We start from the raw sequence: 20,687 nt of genomic DNA, 5'->3' as shown, positions 1-20,687 counted from the left end.
TTCCGGACGCAAACCGCTGCGCACTTTTGCTGGAATTGCTCCAGATCCAGCATATACATTCAGCCGTTAAATATCTTTGGCTTCGTGTCGGCAATTGGGCACCTTTGTGCCGCGTCATCAGGCAGGGCGCGCTGCAGATTTCGGCGGAGGCGTTTCAATCCGATGTCAACCTGGAATCTCCAATATAGCTAGGGACAATCGCGATAGCAGACAGTGAATGATCTCACCATTCCGGCTATGAATCGATCGCCGTTAGTTCGCCTTCCTCGTGATTTCGGCGGACTATTGTTATTGTAATTATGATATCGGGCAAATTTTCCAGATTATTTCTGGAGATGCATAGATTTATTATCTATATGTATTTATTTGTATTATAAATGCATCCTATTTTCGCGCAAAGATTTTATTTTTTATTATAAAACCACAGATTATATTTTGTTTATCCTTGAGGCTTGGCAGGTTTCATCAAATTTTCGGCGTATTCTTCGATAGGGTTTGCCGCGCAATCGCCGAGGGGGAGGGATATGTCCGTCGAGCTAGACGCAACCACCTATGTTCACGCCAAACCGACAACCGCGCACTCCTACATCATGCCCGCCGTGCTCGATGTGCTGGAGAGCCATTTCGACGGTTCTCTTGAGAAAGAGGTCTTTGATTTGGGATGCGGTACCGGCGGGGCAGCTGCGGCTCTTGCGGGAAAGGGATATTATGTCGTCGGCGTCGATCCTTCCAGCGATGGTATCGCTAAGGCCAATGTCAATTATCCCGAACTGCCGCTGAATGTCGGCTCGGCCTATGACGACCTTTCCAGGCAATACGGCACATTCAATGCCGTTATCAGCCTGGAGGTTGTCGAGCATGTCTACGATCCGAAGGCTTTCACCTCGACGATGTACGATCTCGTCAAGCCGGGCGGCATCGCCGTGATGTCGACGCCCTATCATGGTTATCTGAAGAACCTTGCCCTGGCTGCGGTGGGGAAAATGGACGACCATTTCATGCCGTTGACGGATCATGGGCATATCAAGTTCTGGTCGAAAAACACGCTAAGTACGCTGCTGCTGGATGCCGGCTTCGACAATATTCGTTTTGAATATGTCGGAAGGATTCCCGTTTTCGCCAAGTCGATGATCGCCGTTGCGCAAAAGCCTCTTAGACACGGCGTCGCAGCGGCACTGGTTTCGGACGGCATTCGTCCGCTGCGACGTCTGCGATAGAGCAGGATCGCACCCGCGCCAAATGGCGCCCGTTGCAATAATCCGCAGGTTGCTTTTACTGTGTGAACTGCTGAAAAAAACCCTTACGAAATATTTACTTTTAGTTGCATTCTTGCTTAAACTCTCCATTATACAGCTGGGCGTGCTGATAACGCGGGAGACTTATTCACATGAAGGCTAAATCGCCGAATTCGATCGACGTCTATGTTGGCAACCGCGTGAGAGTTCGGCGGAAGACGCTCGGAATGACCCAGAACGGCTTGGCCGAACTTCTGGGTATTACCTTCCAGCAGATCCAGAAATACGAAAAAGGAACGAATAGAATAGGCGCCAGCCGTCTTCAGCGCATATCCGAGATTCTTCGCGTGCCCGTCGGCTTTTTCTTCGAAAACGGCGGCGCCGGGCCGATCGACGGCCAGACGAGTGAATTGAACAGCTTTTTGTCCTCGAAAGAGGGGCTGGCGCTCAACAAGGCATTCATCGCCATCGAGGACCCGAATATCAGGCAGAAGCTGGTGGCGTTGGCCAAAAGCCTGGCAGCCGCGGGGTTGCCTGAAAGCGACAGTGAGTTGCACGATTCGGTTATGAACAGCTGAGGACGGATTGTGCTCCATCTGCAGACATTCGGCGATCTGCGGTTGATCGAGACGAATGGCGATCCGGTTCGCTATCCGATCAAGGGCCTGTTGATGATGGCCCATATCTATGCCGGCGCGAGCCATGAGCTCAGCCGTTATGAATTGGCTCAGTTTCTATGGAATGACGTCGAGGCTGATCTGGCGCGGCTCAATCTGCGCAAACTGCTTTCTCGCATCCGCGAGACAGACGGCGGACGCGCCGAAATGCCGTTCGATTTCACTGCCACCACGGTTCGTCTCAACACGCAGGCAGTTTCCAGCGATCTGGATATTTTTCGCGCCGGCGGTTCGCCGCTGGAGCGGCTGAACGCGATCGCCGAACTGACCCAGCGCGGGTTCATCGGCAATATCAAACCAGCGACAAAGTTGATCGAAGCGTGGATCAGGGCGCAACGGGACACTCAGGCGCTGCAATTGCGGCAGGCATTGCTGGATGCGTTGCCGGATGCGCAAAAGCCCGGCGCGGCCCGCACCATTTCCAGCGCCGCCCTACAGATCCTCGAACGGGACCCAAATGACGAGCAGGTCAGGGCCTTACTGCACCGGCTATCTGGCGGTTCGTCCCTCAGCGAGAAATTGCCGAACGGCGACGGCCATGCCAGGGTACAGGTGAAGAGTTCAGAGGTCGGCGGTGAGACATCTGCCGACATCGAACGCATATCGCCGATGCCGCTGATCTTGCCTCGCCTGGTGCTGCTTCCCCCGACATCGAAACATGCCGATGCCGGACTTGCGCTTGCCAACGCCCTGATCGAAGACGTCACGATCGAACTCTGCGCACTCAGAAACATTTCCATCGTAGCACCCCATACGGCCGGCCAGATCCGCCGCGACTCCGAGAAGGCTGCCGTCGTCGCCCGTCATTCGATAGCCTATCTTCTGGATACAAGGCTTTCCGAAGAGGGATTATTCGCCCAGCTGGTTTATTTTCCCACGGACGAGATCATCTGGGCCAATCGCTTTGCGATGACGCCCGATATATTGCCGCGTCAGAGACGGTTGATCGCGCAGCAGCTGACCATGTCGGTGGCCCGTGAGCTGGCTGAAAACGAGGAAGAGCGCTTACGCTTCGAAGCCAATCCTGAGGCCTATCACGCCTATCTGGTCGGCTCGAGCCTGATGAGCAAGTTGACATTGCCGCATATCCGCCGGGCACGGAAGGCATTCAAGCAGTCATTGTCGCATAAGGCGGATTTTTCTCCGTCATTTACCGGGCTGGCGAGGACCTTCACCAGCGAGTGGCTCGTGACGGCGCAGGGAAACAATGAGCTGCTGCATCTGGCGGAACAGAATGCACTTCGGGCCATCGAGCGGGATCCGGCATCAGCGGCGGGCCATCGCGAGCTTGGCGTCACCAAACTCTATCTCGGCGATGTCGATGCCAGTGTTGCCGCACTTCATCTGGCGGAAGAACTCAGCCCGCATTTTGCCGACGTCATCTATAGCCATGCCGATACGCTCGTGCATGCATCCCGCCCCGGCGATGCGCTCGCCAAGATCAGAAAGGCGATTTCGCTCAATCCGATAGCGCCTGACGCCTATCTCTGGTGTGCTGCGGGAGCGAGTTTTTTCCTGGAACAGTACGAGGAGGCCATCGCCTATGTCGAGGCGATGAAAGACAAAGCGCCGGCCCATCGCATCGCCGCGGCCAGTTGCGCAATGATCGGCGATCGAAAACGGGCGCTCTTCCATCGGCAACGAGCCGAAAGCATCAACCCGGTCTTCGACGTCGAGAAGTGGCTCGCCATCGTTCCCTTCAAGGAACACTGGCAAAAAGAGCTATATCGGGAGGGCCTATTGAAGGCCGGTTTTTAACAATAACTTAGGGGCATTACATGGCGAAAGCTGTCATTATAGGTATACCCGGTGAGGCGGGTCTTTGGCTTGCCGATCTCGGCGCGGGTACGGTCAAGCCTCTCAATCCGACGGGGGATTTGGGGACTGCGAACGACCTGCGCAAAGTCGGCGGCACATTTGTGAAGGGCGTCGACCTCGCCGTCGCCGTTTCGTCGGCGCAGGTTGCGCTCTCCGGTCACGTCGACGGCTGAGCCGGCATTCTGACGGATCGGTTCGTATATTCCGATAGGGTTATGTCGCCGCGGGAAACCCTTTCCCGCGTCGAACCTCTTTTGGCCGGGTTCGGCATTACCAGGGTTGCGCGACATACCGGCCTGGACGACATCGGAATCCCCGTCTGGTGCGCATACGCTCCCAATTCCCGCTCGATCGTGATTGCCCAGGGAAAGGGCCTGACCGATATCGACGCCAAAGTATCCACTGTCATGGAAGCCCTCGAACGGGCGGTTGCCGGCGAACCCTCCGTCGATCTCATCCACGACACCTCTTCCCATCTGCAGGCGATGGGGCGCAAGACCGACATGCTGAACTGCCTGACCGCTCTTCATAAACCCGATCTCGGACCGGACGAGGAGACGGAATGGGTTGCCGGCATCAATATCCTGACCGGCGACGAGGTTTATGTCCCCTTTGAAGCGGTGGTGCTCGATCGCACACGGGACGCGCGATACTGGATGTCTTCGGACGGCCTGGCGTCGGGAAACAATGCCGAGGAGGCGATCTTTCATGGCGTCCTGGAGCGTATCGAGCGTGACGCCCATGTGCTGTGGCAGGTGGGCGCGGAAGCGGATCGTTATGCCGGCTGCGTCGATCCCCGCGGCTTCCAGGACGGCGCTTTGGACGGGCTGATCGACAAGATCGAAACATCGGGATTGGCGCTCAGGCTCTTCGATATCACCAGCGACATCGAGATCCCCTGTTTCACCGCCATGCTAGGCCCTGGGGATCTTATTCCAGGCCCTCGGGCTCTTCACGGCGACAGGGACATTCGCCTCGTCGAGGTAACCGGGGGTACCGGCGCTCATCCGTCTCCCCTGCGTGCGGCCATTCGGGCGGTGACGGAGGCCGTGCAATCCCGGCTGACCTATATCAGCGGAGCCAGAGACGATATTTCTCCCGCAACTTTCTCTCGATGCTTGCCGCCGCTGATGCGGCAGGCCTTCGCTGCGGTTGCCGCACCGCCCGCGACCGCCATCGGCCGTGACGGGGTGGCAGGACATGGGCAGCAGGATCTGCCCCACTTGCTGCAGCATGTGCTCGACCGACTACGCAACAGGCGGATCGCTTCGGTGATCGCGGTGCGCCTCAGCGACGACACGCTTCCCTTCAGTGTCGTCAAGATTGTCATTCCCGAGCTCGAAAATCCGGAGGGGGAGCGCGCCCAGCGGTTCGGAACGAGGGCGCTTGCCAGGGCAATAGGATTTTGAAGATCATTTTCGCAGGTCCCAGTCTTCCCGATGCGGCGTCGCTGGCCGGCGAGGGGATATGCGTCCTGCCGCCTGCCACGCAGGGCGATGTCTTGGCTGCGGTGGAACAGGGGGCCAATGTCATCGGCCTGATCGACGGCGGTTTCGAATATGCCGCGCCGGTCTGGCACAAGGAAATTCTCCACGCTCTTTCGCTGGGCGTCAGGGTTCTCGGGGCGGCAAGTATGGGCGCGTTGCGCGCTGCCGAATGCCATCCGTTCGGCATGATCGGGATCGGCCGCATTTTCGAAGACTATCGCATCGGCCGGCTGGTCGACGATGCCGCCGTCGCACTCACTCACGCGCCGAGCGGACTGGGCAGCAAGCCGCTGACCGTACCGCTCGTCAATGTCAGCGCAACGCTCGATGTGATGGAGGATAGCGGAGAGCTGGCCAGTGGGTTGCGCCAAGAGCTCGAAGATGCCGCAAGCGCGATATTCTTCAAGAAGCGAACGTGGCGGGCGGTCGTCGAGCAATGTGCAGGGCTGGCCGAGCCGGATCGTCCGCGACTGCTGGCGGCCCTTTTGTCGAATGCCGTCGATCAAAAACGCATTGATGCCCTGGAATTATTGAAAGCCGTGCAGGACGCCGGCGACATTCGCTCGAATGCCGATCTGCCGTGGAAACTGCACGAAACCTCATTCGCCACGCGCCCTGCATTGTAAAGCGAAATCGGCAATTGTCACCGAGGGTTGTGTCACGCTTTTTTCACGGGCTGGATCACGTCCAGACGCGTATCATCCTTCAATTCATTGGAGAAATGGGGCATGGGCGTGACATCGGTTGTCAAGATAAAAGCAGACCAAGGGGCAGAAGACGGTCTGGACGAACTCGTTGCATTGGCGCGGATGATTGCCTATGCGCGACAGGTCGCGCAGGATGTCAAACTGCCGTTTGCGACGAATTGCCTCGACCTTGCGCTTGAGGCGGTGAAGCAGGAGGTCGGGGAGGGCTTGACCAGGGAATTGGCCGAATTGAGCTCCCCGGTTCCGCAAGTGAGCGTGAGAAGCCATTAACCGGCGTGTGTCCGATCGGACGTGCTGGAAACGCTCTACCACTTCAAATCCATGCATAACCCCGAAAATCAGCATCGATTTTCGGGGTTATGCATGTGTTGGTGTGCCAGTGAGCGGTCAATTGAAATCCGTTCTGTGAGCTGGCGAGAATTGTAGGTTGGGAGAAGCCTGGTTCGTTTCTGGGCCGGGCGCATGCGCTGTTGAATGGTTGGGCGGTTTATTCGGAAACTGTTCGACATCCATCGCTCGGATGGTTTCGACGCAAAGGTTAAGCGATTTCGTTGACGTTGCCTCCGGGCAGGGAAGCAGCGGCGATTTTGGGTCTCACACATCGTGCGGACGATCGGCCGATTGACGGCCGATCCATTGACCTCAATGGGTCAAATTGCGCTTCTGGGCCAGCAGCAGAATGTAATCGTCGGCAATGTCTGCGATAGCCATTGCGACTTCGGCCGGATCGCATCCCTCGACCTTCGTATTTGTAATGAACTGATAGACCGCCTTTTCGATCTGCTTGCGGCAGATCATCACGCGCTCATCGTAACCAAATTCCGGAATCTGCGATGCCATATCACTCATCAGGTCGGCTCCCTCGCTACTTACAGTGACCATGACACAAATTATAAGTTGAGCAAGCAAATGCTTTATGAAGGGTTAATTCGCGGGCGAGGTGCGACCATTTCGACACAGGTCTGGCCCTCCGATGTATTGAATCAGGACTGTCCAACTTCGCCCAAGCATATCTCGCCAAGAGGATAGGCATTTCTGACGCCGCGGGTTTTGCGTCGGTATTTCCATTGGCAAGTACAGCCTCATATGCCGACGTTTGAAGTGACAGTCGCAATGCTGTTGGCTGAATCGGCCAGTCCAGATCATATCGAATTGTATAATGTCTTTATTTATCAGTGTGTTAATCTTTCGTGCCGCGGTGTTGAATTGCATCGGCAGCTTTTCCACGCGCGGCCGGCCCAGGATACTATTGGGCCATCGGCCGTAACAACATCGCCAGTGTGCCGGCAGGTTGTCGGATCGTTGAGAACCGGGGGAGGGAAATAGCGTTCGGGAGATTTCCAGCCCTCGCGCGAAAGCTAAACGCCGATGCGTGTGAAATGAAGGAACTAATAAACCGGCAGTGATAATTTACTTGAATAACTAAAATTTATCAAAAGGTAAAATTATGAATTTCAGGCAATGGTTGTATTCAAGTATCAATTATTTGACGACTAAAATTTTATAAATCAATACTCTTTGGGTGTGTTCTGATCAATAATTGTCGTGATACTTATGGATTCCTATCTTCTAATAATATCGTCTTGATGACGATCGTTCCGTTTTAAAAATTCATTGCGTATCCAAAAATATCCCGAAACCAAATTGGAGTTTTGGAGAAATACTGACCAAGTAAAGCCGGCATTTCGACATTCACTTGCTGGTGACGCGGGATTTCTCATCAAGCCAATCTCAATAGCCTAATATCGTCATCCGAAACTGAGATCTATTTAAGCTGATGCAGCGATAGCGGTGACCGCATTTGTGCAACCAGCCGAGAAGCAAAGTGGAGGACCCGCCGGGGTGGGTGACGGGTCCTCCAGTCGGAATGCCTGCACAGTACGTAGGTATGATTTCAGTTAAATTCGACATTGTCGAAGATCATTATTGGGGTAGTTCTTTTTTTATGTAGATTACTCTCTTTTTTAGCAATTGCTATTCTACCTCGATATAAAAATTTGTAGTACAAAATAGCGAGATAGTCACAGGCTGATGGAGAGGAAGGGTTGTCAAACCTTTGGATGTTTGACGGTGCTCGATCTCTCCGGTGCGACATAGCGACCGAGCAATGAGGTCGCCGTAGAGCATTCGCCAGACCGATCGATCTCAGACAAGCGGCTGAGCAATGTCTTCGTTCTGAAGCGAGACCAACCGCCGACCAAGGGGAGAAGCGGGTCGATCTCTTCGAATTTCCTGAGATTCTTTTGCTTTTTTTGCCTCGCTGGCCAGATTTTCGACAACGCCCTGCGTTTGGCTCTGTCGGCTTTTGTAAGGATCAATCTGGCGAGGATGCCGGAGGCGAGCATTGGACTATGATGATAAATGTGTTTGAGCGAGGTCGCAGCGCTGGACCAATCTTTCAAAGCGGCAAATTTTGAAAATGCATAAAGATGCGCCGACGCGCGGGCGCAGCCGACGACAAAAGCCGGAAGCTGGGGATTGCGAGCGATACATCGCTCGGTCACCGCCAGAAGCGATCGCGCCATCCGCGACCTGTCTGAAGACCTTGCTGCGGAATGTGAGCGATAGCCCACCAGACCCAACGGCACCGTCTCGATCTTGAAATGTTCAGCGGTGCGGAGTTCGAAATCGAAATCCTCGCATCCTCCAATCCCCCTGCTGGCATAGCTTGGATCGTAGCCGCCGATCTTGTCAACGACAGCGCGGCGAACCATGAAGCCGCTGCCATTGCCGACGAAGCGGAATACGAGATGACGGTTGAGGATGCTGTCCCGGGCGTTCAGCGACGAACCGGATCTCGTGCAATATCCTTCGGTATCGATGAAGCGGTGAAGGGCATAGACCGCGCCCCAGGCGTCCGGCAGGGGGTGGAGAGCCGCAAGCAGTCTTTCGACATAGGTCGGATGCCATAGGTCGTCCGCATCGAGGAAAGCGATATAGTCGGATTTCGATGCTTCGATCCCGGTATTGCGGGCGGCAGCGACGCCACGGTTTTCGGTCGACAGAATCCGGATCCTTGGATCGTCCGCGGCGAAGCGGCGACAGATCGAGACCGTGTCGTCCGTCGAACCGTCGTCGATGATGACGATCTCCAGAGCCTTGTGGGTCTGGTCGCTGACGGACTGGAGCGTGTGGGCAAGGTAGGGGCTGGCGTTATAGGCAGGGATAATGACGGCCACTGGAATGCGGGATGTGGTTGGCATCTCCATCGCCGTCACCCGAGCTTGGATGTGGGGGTGGGTGGGCGGAGATCGATCCGGTTCTTCATCAGCCTGGCGACAGCGGGCCGATGGCTGACGACAATCAGCGTTCTGCCGGCGTCTTCCTTCATCGCTGAAAACACCCGCATCTCGGTCTCTTCGTCGAGCGCGCTTGTTGCTTCGTCCAACAGCATGATTTGAGGCCGGCTGGCCAGCGCGCGCGCCAGACCTATGCGCTGCCTTTGCCCGCCCGAAAGCCGGATCGCCTCGTCGCCCAGCCATTCATCGAAGCCATACGGCAGATCTTTGATGAACTCCGTTGCGCAGGCCACATCGGCGGCCCAGCGGATATCCTGCTCCGAGATATCGCGGCGAAACCGGATGTTGTCGAGGACCGTGCCCTCCATCAGTTCAACGTCCTGGCCCGACACGGAGAGCAGTTGCAGCCAGCTGGAACGGTCGATGGTTGTCAGATCCCTGCCGTCGACCGTGATCCGGCCCTGGGTCGGCGGGTTGAGGTCGAGAATCATGTTGAGGATGGTGGTTTTGCCGGAGCCACTCGGCCCCGTCAGAGCCGTCGTCTCGCCTGCTCTGATTGCGAAGCTGAGATCGTGAACCGCCGGCGCGTTCGATCGCTCATAGGCGAAGGAGACGTTGTGGAAGACAATCGCCTCCGCCAGGCGGCTTACCTTCTCCCCTTGCGAGGCCTGCTTGATGTCATCCTTCTCTGAAAGCAGCGCCAGGACGTTTTGCAGGGACGCTTCCATCTCGTAAAGGCTGAGAATCTGGGAATCAAATCCCTTGATATGCGGCTGAAGCCTGTAAAGAAGGATCGTGGCCGAGAGCGCCGCCTTGAAATCGACCGGCAGGAATTCCGAGGAGAGAATGATCGTCAGGATGACCCCGAAGGTCAGGATTTCGCTCAGAAGCGAGGTTATCGCTCCCATCCAGTCCGACCGGCGCCAGGTCTGGCCCACCTCTCCGGAAAGCGTCTCGAAGAGCTGCTGATGGCGCTTTTCGAGCCCGAAGCTTTTGACTGCCTTCAAAGTCTGTAGCGTTGTCCAGCTCAACTGCGTCAAGGCTTCGACGGCAGCCAGGGCGGAGGCGCCGAGACGGCGGTAGGCGCCGGCAAAGAAACCCAATGCGAAATTATGGATGAAGCCGAAGGCGAGCCCGAGCAAGGCGATCGGCCAGGCCATGACCAGCATGCCGGCGCCGAAGATCACGATCGTGCCGAAATTGACCCCAAGGCGGACGAGGCTCGCATGTGCCGACGACACTGCGTAGGATTCCGTGGCAATGACATTGATCAGGTCGCTGCGCTCATAATCCTGAAAGCGCTGGAAAGGCATGGTCAAGACCTTGGCGTAGAGGCGGTCCCGCATGCGGTCGCTAATCCGGTGGTTGACCGCGCTTGCAATCAGCGAATTGGCGCATCCCAGAAAAATCCGGAACAGGATGGAGCCGATGAGAATGCCGATCAGCACAGGCTTCGAAAGACTGAGGTCGATGCCGCCGAAAAACGCCGGAAGCCATGCAACGGCGCTGCCGGAAACCGGGCCTTCCTGCCCGAGAAGAAAGACAAGGCTGACCAGAAAGGTGATCCCGACCATTTCCGAGAACCCGGTGAGAATGCCCAGGACGATCATCACCGTCATCTTGAGCCGCAACGAGGGAACGAGTTGGCGAAGCTCACGGAACCGAGCCGCGACGACTAGGTAGGCGCCTGTCGGTTTAGGGGAAGCTGGTTGTCGAAACCTATTCATTGCCGGCCGTCCGTGAAGAGGTCGGGCTGATCGCCTGCTCGGCAGGTATGGCAGTGAAACGATCGCTGAATGCCGTTCCGGTTTGGGGAATCTCCGCGGCGAAGCGTTTTTTTGGCCGGGAGGGCTTTCCTAGGACATGCCTTGCCATCCGGATGCCCTGGCGTTTCGTCTGGTGCCAGCCCTGCTGCACGCCATGGAGGATCAACTGCGGGAGGTATTTTTTTGCCATCATCGGCGCCAGCTTGCCGACCTGTGCGTAGTCCGCGTCGAAAAAGGCCTTCTTGAAATACCAGCTCGCCGTGTTGAACTCTGCTGTCCGGATATCGCGCGCAAGCTGCGGATAACGTTCGATGATCGGGGCCATCACCAGGGTATGGGACTTCAGCATTCGGTAGGCGTTGCTGGACATGTTTCCCTTGGTGAAGCGATAACCGGTCAGGAAATCGGGGACCAATGCGAAGGGCAGCGTCTCGGCCAAGGCCAGATAAAGTTTCAGATCTTCACATCCCTCGGCGCCGTTGTCGCGCAGGCCGGCATCATAGCCGCCGCAGCGAAGAATCTCCGTGCGCGGCATCAGGGGTGTGCTGCCATTGCCGATGAAGTTTTCTCTCAGCAGAGGTTCGAAGATGTTTCCTTGATGCATGACCGGTCGTGAATGGCCGAAAATGATGCCGTTCTCGTCGATCGCCGCATACCAGTTGTAGGCGACCCCCTGTCCGTCGGGAAATTTCCGCAGCGCCTGAAGCTGAAGCTCGATCTTGCTGGGATGCCATGTGTCATCGGCATCAACCGGGGCGATATAGGGGCCGCGGGCCTCCTGGATGCCGCGGTTGCGCGCGCGCGCAACCCCTCCATTCTCCTGGCGGAGAACCCGGACACGGCGATCGGTCAGGCCATAGTCGCTGGCAAGTTCGGACGTACTATCCCGCGACCCGTCGTCGACCACAAGGATTTCGAGCTTGTCATAGGACTGGCTGGAGACGCTTCTCAGTGTTTCGGCAAGCGTCTTCTCGGCGTTGTAGGCCGGTATGACGATTGTGACGAGAGGGGCCGTTGCGCCAGTCATGGTCTTGTCATCCGATATAAGCTCCCGGCAGGCCCATAAGTTCAGGGAAGGCTTCAAGCGGACGATCGCCGCGGACTTCGAGGCGTGGCAGACCGAAAAGATTATCGGAGAAGGTGGCTTTCGCCGGCCGTGTGGTGAAGCCGACCGCGTAGCCGGCATGCGCCAGAATACCTGGAACCCTGAAGTCCGTCGCGCCATAGGGGAGTGCTATTGATTCCACGGCGGTGCCCAGTCGGCTCTGCAGCGCATTGCGCGACAGCTTGGCTTCGGCCAGAAAGACCTCGTTGTCCATCGCACTGGCTGGTGTGTGGGATGCGAGGTGGGAGCCGAAGCAGATGCCCTTCTGGTGCAGCTCCTGAATGTTCGACCACGACATCAGCGGCGCAGGCTCTCCATAGGCCGAATCCCAGTCCGACCGACCGCCGGCTTTGTCGGTCACGACGAACACCTCGGCGCTGAAATCATTCTCGGCAAGGATCGGGAAGGCGTCCGTCAGGAAATCCAGGTAAGCGTCGTCGAAGGTCAGCATGACAGGCCGGCCCTGGATCGGCTTGCCGCTGCGCAGAAGATCCGCCAGGGTCTGCGCCGTTAGGGTATAAAAACCCTGTCGCCGAAGGAACTGCATCTGCTTGCGGAAGATTTCCGGCGGCGTGCGGAAGCGCCGGAGTGCCGTGGGACCTTCCTCCGCGATCCTGTGATACATGAGAATGGGAACCGAGGTCGTGACCTCCGTTGTCCATGCTACCTCGCGGTTGACGCCAGCCGGCCCCCAGATGATGTGTTTCGCCACATCCGCGTCCAGTGGGGTTCCATGACCCTCGATGCGCAGGACGGGATCGGCCACGGGGCCTTTTCGGAACCGGTGGATGGCGTAGAGTTCGGTCTCGATCGTCTCTTCCAGGGCCAGATCAGCTTGTGCGGCCAGAACCTGTTTGATCGTCCCGACGCCGAAGGGATTGCCCCAGTCGAAGCCCGTCCGGGCGGGTTCGTCCTCACGGATATGCGCATGGGCGGTAATCAGATAGCCGTTTGGCTTCAACGCTGCCGCCATCTTCCGGCAGGCGGCGGCAAGCATCTCCTCATCCTTCATATAATAAAGGACTTCGGAGCAGACGACGAGATCCTGTTCGGGCGGGAGATCTTGTCTGACGAAATCGAGAACGCAAAGCTCGACGTTTCGATGGTCACGGCAGCGCTCGACCGCCCTGTCTATTGCCCGCTGGGAAATATCGGTGGCCGTCAGCCGGCCGACCCTTCGCGCCAGCTTTTCGGTGAAAATCCCTTCGGCGCAGGCGAGTTCCAGGGCCTTCTCGATCCCTTCCGGGATCAGGTTCAACGTCTGCTCATATTTAACCTGCTCGTAGACCGAGACGTAGTTCCATGGATCGGGACGTTCGAAGATATGTTCCCAGTACTCTTCTTCCGAGCGAGCGGGGGGAGCGGCGTTTCTTTCCTCCGGCTGCGGGCCAGAGGGGTTTGAAAACAGCGGGGCTGGATCTCGTTCGAGAGTCCGGAGGATGTCGGACAGTCGGGTGTCGTTGTCTTGTTTGTCGCTTGGCGCAGAGGCAAGGAGAGCCTTGCGTCCGAGATGCGCCAAAAGCCGTTCGAGACGTCCTCGCCGGCGACCGTTCCGGATGATGAGGCCGCCGAAGGCTCTGTAGCCGCGCAACGCCTCCCGTGTCCAGGACCTGATATAGGCGAGCGTGGGCGGGGTTTGCAGATGCTCTTCGGCCTGCATCTCTTGCATGATCAGCCTGATCTGCGCCCGGATCGAAAGATCGCCCCAGAGCGGCCCGACAAAGGTGCCGACGTGCTGTCCGCCGGACAGGGCGTGCATGACGAGCGTGTCGGCTGGCTCGGCCTTGGGGATTCGCGAAAGCGTTTCGAGCGCGGCACTGACCACCTGGACATTGCCGAGCGTGAATGACCGCAATGGGTTTGCGGCGGATATGTGCCAAGACGCGGCCTCAATGATCTTGCGCCCAGTGCCAGGCAGGGAATGTTTCTCAATCAGCTGGATGAGCAAAAGGAACGCCGGCCGCCATTTATCGAGCACATCAACGAGATCGTCGGCCCGATCAGTGGAGAGCCCGGTTTGCAAGCCATGCAGGATTACACCGGCCAGAAAGTTTTCGTAGCCCGCAGCGTCCGGCATCTCAGGCAGAAGCGCTGCAAGGGCTGCAATATCCGCCTTCGGATCGAGCCCGGCCGACACGACCCAGGCGAGCATGCGCAGCTGGCTGACGGGGCGCGTGATCCAGCCTGTCTCCGGCCCCTCGGCGGACAAGCCTTGCTGCATCCGCAGTGCCTGCGCCTTTGTCGTCACGCGAACGGCGTCGCGCACCATCTTGATTGGATCGCCGGAGAGCGAGTCCGCCTTCATGCGGTAGAAAGCGAGGCATTGGTCGACGCGACGAAATTCGGCGCCGGAAAAGGCCATGCGAAGCCAAAGATCCCAGTCCTCGCAGGTCTGCAAGCTCTCATCCATGCCTCCCAAAAGCTCAAAAAGGCTTCTGGGAAAGACAACCGTATGGATGGCGAGTGCACAAAAGGAGGAGAACTCACGCTTGGCGACGTCTCCCGTCAAGATGGGAGGTTGTTCTACCTGCATAAGCCTGCCGTCTGGGGCGACGCGGCGGAAGGCGCAATAGGCGATGGCTGCTGGAGATGAATCCTCCGCCACCGGCTGCATGTTCTCGATGAAGGTCGGATCCAGCCAGTCGTCAGCATCCAGCATGCAGAGCAGGGGAGCGACCGCGAGGCGTGCGGCATGGTTTCGCGCTGCGGCCGCACCCGCATTCGGCTGACGGGCGGGGAGAATGCGGCCGTCCGTTTTTGCGATGCTCTCGAGAACCTCCCAGGTGCGGTCGGTCGAGCCGTCATCGACCACGACAGCCTGCCAGTTCGATCGCGACTGCTGCTGCAGGCTGGCAAGACATTCGGCAAGCGTATCGGCTGCATTATAGGCGGGGATGAGGAATGAGATGTCAGGCGTCGCGGCGATCACCATGCGGGCCTCTTCCATCGCCGCAGAACGTAGAGCGCGCCATTTACGCTTCCGAGCATCTCCTGCTTCAGGAAGACGTCGTGCGACGTCGTGCCTTTGCGAAGACGTCTTTTAACCCTTCCGGCGTAATATTTCGGAAACGAGAGCAGGATGCGCCGCAGATTGGCGTTATTTCCCGTGTTCTGATACTGCACCAGCAGGGCTGCGACATGGCCACTCATATATTGGTAGATCTGTTTGGCGAGCCCCTTCATATCCTTGCGATGAAAGTGCCAGGCGACCGCCGTCGGCTCGTAGCGGCAGACATGGCCATGATGGAGGAGCCGGTTCCAGTATTCGGAATCGCCTGAGCATCCGGCAGCGCCCATATCCAGGCGGACATCGAACAGGCCGATCTCGTCGAAGACCTTGCGGCGGATGGCCTGACTTGCGCCGGCTCCTATCGTCCAGACCGGAGCGCCGTAACGTGTATCCCTGGTATAGAAGTCCTGATTGAAATCCTGCCGCAGATAGCCCCTGCCGAAACTCCAATGCTTTTCGAAGATAAACTGTGCGGGCGTTGCAAGTTCTCCGGGAAGGACCAACCCGGTTACGCAGGCGATCTCCGGCAGATCGAACCCCTTCATCAGGTTCTCCAGCCACCGCTCGTGGAGAACGACGTCATCGTCCGTAAACGCGACGAATTCGGTTCTTGCCGCACGAACCGCCGCATTGCGCGCATAATCCAGCCCGACCCGATCTTCGCGGACATAGGTGGCGCCCGATTCCTCCACCACGCGACGCGTTGCCTCGCCTGCAGAGGCATTATCCACCACGATGATTTCGACGGGGCTGAGTGACTGTTTGGGGATCGAGGCCAGGCAACGGCGTAGTTCCTCCGGCCGGTCCTTTGTGCAAATCAGAATGCTGACGTCGCGGTTGCGCTGAGGGGTTTGCGCGACTTGGCGCGCATGCTCGAGCGTCTCGGGTCGCACGACACGCTCGGCGAGTGCCGCCGCCGTCTCGGGCCTGTCGATATAGGCCTGTCCGACGGGAAGACCATCCGACAGAAAGACCACGAGCCCATCGGAGACAGGGGGCGAAACGGCATCGAGGTGAGAGGTGGCGAGATCGAGATAGTGGATCGGTACGGGAAAACTTATATCCTTCAGATCGGACGGAATTGGTTCTCGCATCATTACTCTCTCAATCGCACCGTGAACATACGCCACCTGCACCCAGGACGCGAGTCTCGAAAGTCATTATGGTTTATTCTGCAGCGTGCGCCTTCATTTGGTCCCTGAACCAATCGAGCGTCATCGCCACGCCCTGTTCGTAGGTGATTTTGCACGACCACTCGGGCATGACATAGTGCGCGTTGGTCAAATCAGGCCGTCTGTTCGTGGGGTCCTGCGGCGGTGACGGCTCGAAGACGATCGGCACGCCGCCAACGAGTCTGGAGACATATTGCGCGACTTCGAGAACCGAAATCTCGCGATCATTGCCGACGTTCAGAGGCCCCTTATAGTCGGTTTTATTCATCCAGAAATATCGTGCGAAACCATCGACAACGTCATCGACATAGCCCCAGCTGCGTGACTGAAGGCCGTCGCCGAACACGGTAATCGGGCGGCCCGAGAGCGCCTGGGTGATGAAGTTGGAGACCGCGCGACCATCGTCGGAACGTGTCCGGGGACCGTAGATGTTGAAGGGGCGGACGATCTTGACGTCGAGCCCCTGGGTACGCTGCATCTCGAACAGCAGCGACTCCGTGCACCTTTTGCTCTCGTCGTAGGACGAGCGCGGTCCGGTGCAGTCGACCTGGCCTTTGTAGGATTCCGGCTGCGGCGACACCAGAGGATCGCCATAGACTTCGGAAGAAGAGGTGAAACCGAAACGTCCGCCCTTCTTCAGCAAGTCGAGCAACCGGAATGCCCCGAGAAGATTGGCGGAGATCGTCCTCTTCGGTTCCTTCATGTACCACGGCGGCGATGCAGGGGATGCGAGATGATAGATTTCGTCGAATTTATCCGAGGTCTGCAGCGTCTCGACGTCGGATTTCACGAAGTGGAAACGGGGGTCCCTGATGTGCGCGATATTTTCGAAAAGCCCGGTCCAGAGGTTATCAACAACGACCAGCTTCTGAATGTCCGTCCTCAGCAAAAGTCGATCACACAAGTGCGATCCGATGAACCCAGCTCCGCCAGAAATCAATACGCTCTTCATTGCTTTGCGCCTTGTGACTTGAGATAAGGTGCCCGTTTATTAGCACCACCTGTAATTCGTGACAGTTACTTAGAAGGGTTCTAAGAAATACTCGCCTATTAATGTTAATCGTTAAATTTACCTACTTTAAGGTGATTCGTGTCGCTGCCGATGCCGCGCTCGATAACGAGCGGCCGCGCCGGACCGGATGCTACAGATGATGTCGCGCGATCATCACGACCTGCCCGATCTCGACTATCCGTTCCATGAGAGGCCCCCCACCATTTGCGGTTCGATCGAAGGAATCGGCATGGTATCGAGAGCCTCTCCAACGAGTTCCGGATCCAGAGCTGAGGTTGGCTCATCGAAAAGCATGTCGCTCGGTGGAAACGGGCATCCCGAATATGTGCAATATTTTTGAAAGGTCCGGTGCAAAAATTGTCAACAACAACCAGTTTCTGGGTATCATTTTCCAAGTAGAAGGCGTCACATAAATGCGATCCAATGAAGTCGATCCAGTTTCTCACATCGCCTCGCCTCGTTACTTGAGAATATATTATTGTTATTACAGTGGTCGAAGGTTTTGTATGGGCACGAAGTCCGGGGTGGGTCGGACTTTGGTCTGATTTTCCCGAGCGCGGAAATGATCGTCATCGTCGTTCGACTATCCAGACTACGGCGTCCACGCGTCTTTTTCAGGCGCGGAGATAGCGGATTAACATATTGAATCAACCTCATTGTTTCGGAAAATCGAATCCGATTTTCGAACCGATGCGCGAGCACTGCCTGTAAAGCGGGGTGATTTTTTAGGAGTTGCTAAAAAATGCTGGTTGGCCGCAGTGCCGCCCTCTATTCTACGCTGATATATGGAATTTCCCGCCGTCGTGGTGATGCTCGGCTGTTGGTGGCGCGCAGCCTCACGATGGTCGCCTCGAACGACGACGCCGTCTTCCAGTTTGGTCCCGACCACGACAGGCTTCTGGCGCCGGGCGGCGGCGCCTGGTTTCTCGGGACCGCCAACCCGGTTCTCACATGGTCGTTCTGGCGCTTCTGACCGGCTTCGTGCAGCGCATCAAGCCTTGATGATTGAGGTCAGCCCTCCGGGGGCGATGCAAACCGGCTCGCATCGAACAGGTCTGTGGCGGCGACCGGAATGATATCCTTACCTGCTGTCGCTGCATTGACCTCACGATGAACCGTGCGCGGGGAAACGCGAGGCGCGTTCAATCCCATCACCTCGCCAGGAGAATGCAACGCCCATTTCATCAGCGCCGCGTCGGACGTCGATCCAAAGAAATTTGCTTCTTCCCAGGAAGCGGTCATGGGCAGGGAGGCGATCATATCAGCGCCCTGCTTGGAGGCCTGGTGTGCAACACGGAGGGGTTCGAAGCGGGCGTAGGCCGGCAATGCAGGCGCCGGCCTGTCCGGAAGGACATCAATTGGGCCGATCGATGCAGTCTCCAGTTTGTCGTCCGCGCTCGCGTCATGCTCGAGGGTGATTGGCCGCATCGCCGGTATCGGAATCGGCAAAGATGAAACATCTGGAGCGGACCGCTTGTCATCCCGCTCGGCCGCGCCGGTCTGCAGCGCCAGCGCATTCAACGCTCGGCTTCGGGGCGCGGGCAGAAGCGCCGTCACGAGTTTATTGTCTGTGGTATCGCGACTTGACGTGGTCGACGCTCCTCCGTCTTCGTCTTCTCCCGCGGTGCTGGCAATCTGGATCGAGGTGGGGCCGACGCGCTTCTTGTAGTTCGCAATCGCTTGATTGTATCCCGGCAGCGGCCGGCCATCGGCCGGGAGATGCATCGTCTGTCCATTCGGGAATAGTCGCGCGAGTTCTTGCCGGGACATGCGGGGCCAAGCCCTGACGTTGCCGACGTCGAGATGCACGAAGGGCGATCCTGAGGTCGGATAATATCCGACACCGCCAACCTGCATCTGCATGGCAAGCGCACGCAGCGTCGAAAGCTTCACGCCGGGAACGTAGAAATCCATCGCCTTGCCCAGCATGTGCTGGCTCTTCTTGGCGACGCCCGTGCTGCGCGAGCGGTTGCGGAGCATGTTGTTGGTGGTCGGAGAACGATAGGCGGAGACGATGTGGATGTAGTCCTTGCTGCCGCTGCGCTTGTACACCTCCCAGACCAGGTCGAGCAGCCGGGGATCCATCCGGGTCGGCTCGTTCCTTCGCCAGTCGCGCAGAAACCGATTGATCTGGGCGAGGCCCTTCGGATCGAACTTTCCGTCCCGTTTGTAGGTGATCGTCGCCCTCTCGCCCGTATGGGTAAAGAACAGCTTCAGGGCCCGATCTTCCGCGGAGGCAAATGATGCAGAACCGATAAGTGCCGGCAGCGCAAACAGAGCGGGCAGAATGGACTGCGCTGCGAAGCGTTCCGCACGCGACAGGAGCCTGGCAATTCCGCCCAGGGCTGCGCCCGACAATCCTTGCACTGGATACTTCAACACGAACAATCCCGCCCACACCAAACACTCGACGACGGGCGGAACTCCGCATCCATCACGCCCAGTTAAGCCAGCTTATGGTCAATAAATTGCTAACGAGCGGATGCGGAGGCTCGGAGAAAGTTTCGCTTTGCGGGAGGTGTTGATGCCGTGGAGAGGGACTTCGGTGTATGATCCTGCACGAAACACCTCAATCGGCACTCGAAATCAGGCAATAAAGATCCCGACAGAGGCGGGCCAGACTGTCGCTCGGAGGCGATCAAGGCTTCGCGAAAATTGGAATTCTGATCGGTACGTCGATCAGATCTGCCTTCCGGAAAAACCGCGTAACGTTGCTACCGCAACCGTTGCAGATTGGATGCCCACCCGCTTTCGCGAGCACGTCAAGGATGACGATTGGATGGCTCCCATTCTCATTCGCGATTTCGGCGATTGGCACATGAGCATCCCTGAAGGCGTCGAGCGATGAGACCGTCACGCAATCCTGCAACCTCGTCGTTCGTTGGTTCCGTACCTGGACCGTTTCGATAAGGTTCCGCTTTGCCAGGTAAGGGATCGTCGCTCGAGCCGATCATGGCGACCATCAATCAACTCCGCGGCTTCAGCCATCAGCGCCATGCCCTTGCTGGCGCCATCTATTATCGGCTCACTGCCTTCGCACAAGAGCGCATGGCATCGCAGGACACGGCGATCTCGATCAAGAACAAAGTGCCCGAGGTTGGCCGCGCTCGCTGGTATGCAAACGAGACATGGCCATCGACCTCGGCAGGAAGCTCCTCGCCATTAAGGCCGAATTGCCGCATGGGCATTTCATGCCGTGGGTCCGGGACAAATCCGGTCTCAGCTACATCAAAGCCCAGCGCTATATGCGCCTTGCACGGGAGGCAGGCCAGCAGGAACGATCGGCGGCATGACGATCTGTCGGCGCTGACTCTCTTTGGCGTTGGGCCTAGGGATATTTGTAAAAGACGTGACCTTTAATCCAGGCCAATTTTCCGTCATCCGCTCTTTCCCAAGCTATTTTGGCATTCATCGGGTATGGGCAACCCTCTTGGTGAAACTGAGCTTGACGGACTCTTG

Annotated in this window: 16 protein-coding genes and 2 pseudogenes; 9 read left to right on the top strand and 9 right to left on the bottom strand. The window is 57.5% G+C overall.

The window, feature by feature from the left end; translation table 11 throughout:
* The first annotated feature begins 524 nt into the window (after positions 1-524).
* From CUJ84_RS17055 to CUJ84_RS17025, 7 genes are all read left to right on the top strand, one after another.
* Positions 525-1,217: a class I SAM-dependent methyltransferase gene (locus tag CUJ84_RS17055; protein ID WP_105007080.1), complete on the top strand. Its 693-nt coding sequence runs from the start codon at positions 525-527 to the stop codon at positions 1,215-1,217.
* A gap of 170 nt (positions 1,218-1,387) precedes the next feature.
* Entirely contained in the window at positions 1,388-1,813 is a 426-nt protein-coding gene (locus tag CUJ84_RS17050) for a helix-turn-helix domain-containing protein (protein ID WP_105007079.1), read from the top strand.
* A 9-nt stretch (positions 1,814-1,822) separates the two neighbouring features.
* Entirely contained in the window at positions 1,823-3,670 is a 1,848-nt protein-coding gene (locus tag CUJ84_RS17045; protein WP_105007078.1) for a peptide antibiotic resistance protein, read from the top strand.
* A 20-nt stretch (positions 3,671-3,690) separates the two neighbouring features.
* Positions 3,691-3,903 carry a hypothetical protein gene (locus CUJ84_RS17040; protein ID WP_105007077.1) on the top strand — a complete coding sequence of 71 codons (213 nt, stop codon included), beginning with the start codon at positions 3,691-3,693 and terminating at the stop codon, positions 3,901-3,903.
* A gap of 42 nt (positions 3,904-3,945) precedes the next feature.
* A complete protein-coding gene (locus tag CUJ84_RS17035; protein ID WP_105007076.1) occupies positions 3,946-5,139 on the top strand; it encodes a YcaO-like family protein in 1,194 nt (397 codons plus the stop codon).
* Entirely contained in the window at positions 5,136-5,843 is a 708-nt protein-coding gene (locus CUJ84_RS17030) for a TfuA-like protein (RefSeq protein ID WP_105007075.1), read from the top strand. The genes CUJ84_RS17035 and CUJ84_RS17030 overlap by 4 nt, the downstream gene beginning before the upstream one ends.
* A gap of 102 nt (positions 5,844-5,945) precedes the next feature.
* A complete protein-coding gene (locus tag CUJ84_RS17025; RefSeq protein WP_027683454.1) occupies positions 5,946-6,194 on the top strand; it encodes a hypothetical protein in 249 nt (82 codons plus the stop codon).
* A 372-nt stretch (positions 6,195-6,566) separates the two neighbouring features.
* Here CUJ84_RS17025 and CUJ84_RS17020 read toward each other — a convergent pair whose 3' ends face one another.
* The 8 genes and pseudogenes from CUJ84_RS17020 to glnQ all read right to left on the bottom strand — a co-directional run.
* Positions 6,567-6,773 (bottom strand): hypothetical protein, encoded by a 207-nt coding sequence (locus CUJ84_RS17020; protein WP_032980530.1) that lies wholly within the window; start codon positions 6,771-6,773, stop codon positions 6,567-6,569.
* A 1,199-nt stretch (positions 6,774-7,972) separates the two neighbouring features.
* Positions 7,973-9,142, bottom strand: coding sequence for a glycosyltransferase family 2 protein (locus tag CUJ84_RS17015; RefSeq protein ID WP_105007074.1), 1,170 nt, complete (start codon positions 9,140-9,142; stop codon positions 7,973-7,975).
* Complete coding sequence (locus CUJ84_RS17010; RefSeq protein WP_105007073.1) at positions 9,139-10,890, bottom strand: ABC transporter ATP-binding protein; 1,752 nt, start codon at positions 10,888-10,890, stop codon at positions 9,139-9,141. Before CUJ84_RS17010 ends, CUJ84_RS17015 begins: the two co-directional genes overlap by 4 nt.
* Positions 10,883-11,956, bottom strand: coding sequence for a glycosyltransferase family 2 protein (locus CUJ84_RS17005; protein ID WP_105007072.1), 1,074 nt, complete (start codon positions 11,954-11,956; stop codon positions 10,883-10,885). The genes CUJ84_RS17010 and CUJ84_RS17005 overlap by 8 nt, the downstream gene beginning before the upstream one ends.
* Positions 11,957-11,963: 7 nt before the next feature.
* Positions 11,964-14,966 carry a trifunctional glycosyltransferase/class I SAM-dependent methyltransferase/polysaccharide deacetylase gene (locus CUJ84_RS17000; RefSeq protein ID WP_105008219.1) on the bottom strand — a complete coding sequence of 1,001 codons (3,003 nt, stop codon included), beginning with the start codon at positions 14,964-14,966 and terminating at the stop codon, positions 11,964-11,966.
* Complete coding sequence (locus tag CUJ84_RS16995) at positions 14,960-16,180, bottom strand: glycosyltransferase family 2 protein (RefSeq protein WP_105007071.1); 1,221 nt, start codon at positions 16,178-16,180, stop codon at positions 14,960-14,962. Before CUJ84_RS16995 ends, CUJ84_RS17000 begins: the two co-directional genes overlap by 7 nt.
* A 31-nt stretch (positions 16,181-16,211) precedes the next feature.
* Positions 16,212-17,168, bottom strand: a complete 957-nt coding sequence (locus CUJ84_RS16990) for an NAD-dependent epimerase/dehydratase family protein (protein ID WP_105007070.1) — start codon at positions 17,166-17,168, stop codon at positions 16,212-16,214.
* A 288-nt stretch (positions 17,169-17,456) separates the two neighbouring features.
* Positions 17,457-17,531: pseudogene (gene glnQ, locus CUJ84_RS38805) on the bottom strand (glutamine ABC transporter ATP-binding protein GlnQ); the annotation flags it as partial.
* A 479-nt stretch (positions 17,532-18,010) separates the two neighbouring features.
* On the opposite strand from glnQ, the pseudogene CUJ84_RS16980 reads away from it, so the two are divergent.
* Positions 18,011-18,218 (top strand): annotated as a pseudogene (locus CUJ84_RS16980) (ABC transporter permease); the annotation flags it as partial.
* A gap of 21 nt (positions 18,219-18,239) precedes the next feature.
* On the opposite strand, the gene CUJ84_RS16975 reads toward CUJ84_RS16980, so the two are convergent.
* Positions 18,240-19,616, bottom strand: coding sequence for a DUF882 domain-containing protein (locus tag CUJ84_RS16975; RefSeq protein WP_105007069.1), 1,377 nt, complete (start codon positions 19,614-19,616; stop codon positions 18,240-18,242).
* 740 nt (positions 19,617-20,356) lie between these two features.
* On the opposite strand from CUJ84_RS16975, the gene CUJ84_RS16965 reads away from it, so the two are divergent.
* Complete coding sequence (locus CUJ84_RS16965) at positions 20,357-20,521, top strand: DUF3102 domain-containing protein (RefSeq protein ID WP_105007067.1); 165 nt, start codon at positions 20,357-20,359, stop codon at positions 20,519-20,521.
* The last annotated feature ends 166 nt before the right edge of the window (positions 20,522-20,687 follow it).

Origin of the sequence: Rhizobium leguminosarum, from assembly GCF_002953715.1 — a bacterium.
GTDB lineage: Bacteria > Pseudomonadota > Alphaproteobacteria > Rhizobiales > Rhizobiaceae > Rhizobium > Rhizobium leguminosarum_V.
Note: the sequence above shows the minus strand (reverse complement) of the source record. Positions and strands in the feature narration are given on the sequence as shown.